The organism is Tianweitania sp. (assembly GCF_032053605.1).
Lineage (GTDB): Bacteria > Pseudomonadota > Alphaproteobacteria > Rhizobiales > Rhizobiaceae > Tianweitania.
The window spans coordinates 2502-5425 of record NZ_DAMBUH010000155.1 but is presented as its reverse complement, the minus strand read 5'-3'; the positions used below and the strand labels follow the sequence as shown (position 1 = coordinate 5425).

Annotated in this window: 3 protein-coding genes and 1 pseudogene; all 4 read right to left on the bottom strand. The window is 61.4% G+C overall.

From position 1 onward, the window contains the following. Nucleotides 1-603, bottom strand: a pseudogene (locus tag RTX98_RS19645) (nickel/cobalt transporter); the annotation flags it as partial. Nucleotides 604-607: 4 nt separating this feature from the next. Next, nucleotides 608-1273: a DUF1007 family protein gene (locus tag RTX98_RS19640; protein WP_312798546.1), complete on the bottom strand. Its 666-nt coding sequence runs from the start codon at nucleotides 1271-1273 to the stop codon at nucleotides 608-610. 95 nt (nucleotides 1274-1368) lie between these two features. Then, nucleotides 1369-2271 carry a LysR family transcriptional regulator gene (locus RTX98_RS19635; protein WP_189503087.1) on the bottom strand — a complete coding sequence of 301 codons (903 nt, stop codon included), beginning with the start codon at nucleotides 2269-2271 and terminating at the stop codon, nucleotides 1369-1371. Nucleotides 2272-2276: 5 nt separating this feature from the next. Beyond that, on the bottom strand, nucleotides 2277-2906 hold the full coding sequence (locus tag RTX98_RS19630) for an amidase family protein (RefSeq protein ID WP_312798544.1): 630 nt from the start codon (nucleotides 2904-2906) through the stop codon (nucleotides 2277-2279). Between the last annotated feature and the right edge of the window lie 18 nt (nucleotides 2907-2924).

Genomic DNA, 2924 nt, shown 5'->3' with positions numbered 1-2924 from the left:
GTCGTGAATAGGCGCGCCGCCGCCGCCGACGAGTGCCGGGCGCGGCATGAGGGCAGGCAGATAACGGCGGAGCTTGCGCGCTAGAAGCCACGCGCCATAGGCAGCGACCATGGCAAAGCTCAGCACTTCCAGGAACCAGGTTGCCTTGGTCATGGAGATCGACGTGCCGCGCAGGAACAGGAATACGGTGCCGATCACCACGACGGCAGAAAGGCCCTGTAAGAGCGAGGAAATGACCGACAACACGATACCGCGCCGCAGCGCTACGTTGTTGGCAAGCATATAGGAGGAAATGACCACCTTGCCGTGACCGGGGCCGGCTGCGTGGAAAATACCGTAAGCGAAGGACAGGCCGATCAGCAGCCAGAGCTGCGAACCGTCTTCGCGCATGCCCTTCAGCGCCACCGTCATGGAGCGATAAAAGCTTTGCTGGTAGGCGTTCACCCACTGGAAGAAACCAGCGAAGAAACCGGTCGGCGCCATGGAAGGCTCGGCCGTGCCGATGCCCAGCGAGCTTTGCGCATGGGCATGGCCAAGGAAGTGGGTCAAAACGTATGCGACGGCGATCAGCGCGAAAGTCGCGCGCAAAGCGCTCTTCTTCATGCGGTTATCCAGCGGCGTTGCAATTCAATTCAAGGCGGGTCGCAAAGATCTTGCTCAGATCGGTACCGGTCGGATCGTTGAAGAAAGCGTCCGTCAGGCTCGACTGATTGGCAGCGATCGCTTCATCGGGATCAGGACGGATCACTTCGCGCGCGCAGGCTGCCGGCAGGTTCTGCACCGCCATATTGGCGTCATCCACGAAATCGATCGCGGTATAGAAGGTCGGGTCATAAACGCCGAAGTCCAGCTTGCCTTTCAGGGGCAGGGGCTCGGCCATCCTGGATTCAAACAGGATGATCAGCTGGTTGTCTTCCAACGTCGCGATCAGCTTGTCGGGTGCCACCATCTTCACGTCCTTGCCGTCTTGCGTGACGACCTGGAAATAATTGTACTCGGCCAGCGATTCATGGACGGTTTTGCCGACTTCCTCGAGTTCCTTGTGGTCGAGCTTCAGATCCTTGTTGGTATCGAACTCGACCAGCACGGTGCTCGAAAACAAATCGTCGAAGCGCCAGACATGCTGAAGGGAATGAACCTTATTGTCAGGGCCGATCACGACATCGAGCCGCGCTTCGGCAAAGATGTGCGGATGCACCCGGGCCGGCGAGGTGGAAGCCGCAAGCGCGCCGAGAACAGCCAGGCTTGTGACGCAACGTCGTGAAAGGCGCATCGTCGGCTCCCATTGATGGCGCCACTGTGCCGAGGAGTTCGGCGAAAGTGGGACGAGCCACGTCTAGCGCCGCAAACTCGCTTCAGCCTTTCCACTCACAACCGGGCTTCGTGCGCCTTGAACCAGACCGCCAGGAAATCCACCAGTGCGCGGACCTTGGCCGGCAGATAGCGGCGATGCGGATAGACCACGAAGATGCCGCCGTCGCGCGGGATGCGGTCTTGCAGCACCGATACCAGCGTGCCGTCCTCGATCGCAGGCGCTGCCACGAAATCCGGCAGAAGCGCGAAGCCCAAACCGGAAATCGCCGCCGCCCGGCTGGCGAGCGGGCTGTTGACCTCCATCGGGCCGCTCACTGCCACGCTGATCGTTTCGCCCGCTTCGTTGCAGAACGGCCAGGATGAGAGATAGCGCGTGTTGGTGTCGATGATGCAAGGCAGATTGCTGAGATCCTGCGGCTTCTGCGGAATGCCGTGTTTCTCGATCAGCGCCGGCGAAGCGCAAAGCCGTGTCGTGAAGGGAGCCAGGCGGCGCGCGATCAGTGACGAGCTTTCCAGCCGCGTGATGCGGATGGCAAGATCGAATCCCTCTTCCACGAGATCGATGAAGCGGTCGTCCAGCCTGATTTCCAGCGTGATCTGCGGGTTCTCCTTGGCGAAATCAACCAGAGACTGCCCGATTGCAGCATCGGCAAAGGTGCGCGGCGCCGACATTTTGATGCGGCCGCGCACATCGCCGGAGCTTTCCCGCACGGTGTCCGACAGGCTGTCGATTTCGCGCACGATCTCGGCCGCGCGCTGGTAATAGGTGTGCCCGGCTTCGGTCATGGAAAACTGCCGGGTCGTGCGGTTGAGCAGAAGCGCGCCGAGTTCGTCTTCCAGTTCGCGCACATATTTGGACAGCAATGCCTTGGATCGCCCGATCTTGCGCGCTGCGGCTGAAAACCCTTCCGCTTCCACCACATCGATAAAGGCCCGCATACGGGTGAGGGTGTCCATCAACGTCAGCCTTTGTGTTCGAGGATTTGGCACGCAAGCGAAACCAACTGGTGATCGCTGCCGGCCGGCCCGATCAATGACAGGCCGAACGGCGCGCCGTTGACGGTTCCCAGTGGAATGGTGATCTGGGGAAAACCGGACATGCCCGAAAGGCACAGCAGCTGCAGCGCGCGCTCGCGATAGGCCTGGATGTCGTCGAAGGTTGCAGCCTTCAAGGGGGCTGCGCTTGGCACGGTCGGTATAACGAGCAGGCCGTCACGCCCGAGAAGCGCGGCAAGCTCGTCGCGGAATGCTTCGCGCTTCGTGCTCTCCGCATCATAGACGTCGCGCGTGATGGTTTGGCCGTATTCGAACCGCTCCTTCACGCCTGGCCCAATGCCGCGTTCGCCGGACGAAATCCACGGCCCATGCACCTCCCAGGCCTCGAAGGCCTGGATCTTGCGGAAGGTCCAATAGAGGTCTTCGGGCGAGATGGAGAAGGGTGAGGCTAAGCTCGGCGCGCCGATCGCTTGAGCCGCGATCTCGACCATCCGCGCATATTCATCCGCCTCGGCCGACCCGAGCACCAGCGTATCAAGTGCGCCGAGCCGCAGCGGCCGCCATGTCTGCGTGACCGGTCCCGACCCCTGCAGCACATCGGCAACTCGCTCCTA

Coding starts and splice junctions, on each gene's coding strand:
- RTX98_RS19635 (WP_189503087.1), bottom strand. CDS start 2,271: ATGGACACCCTCACCCGTATGCGGGCCTTTATCGATGTGGTGGAAGCG.
- RTX98_RS19640 (WP_312798546.1), bottom strand. CDS start 1,273: ATGCGCCTTTCACGACGTTGCGTCACAAGCCTGGCTGTTCTCGGCGCG.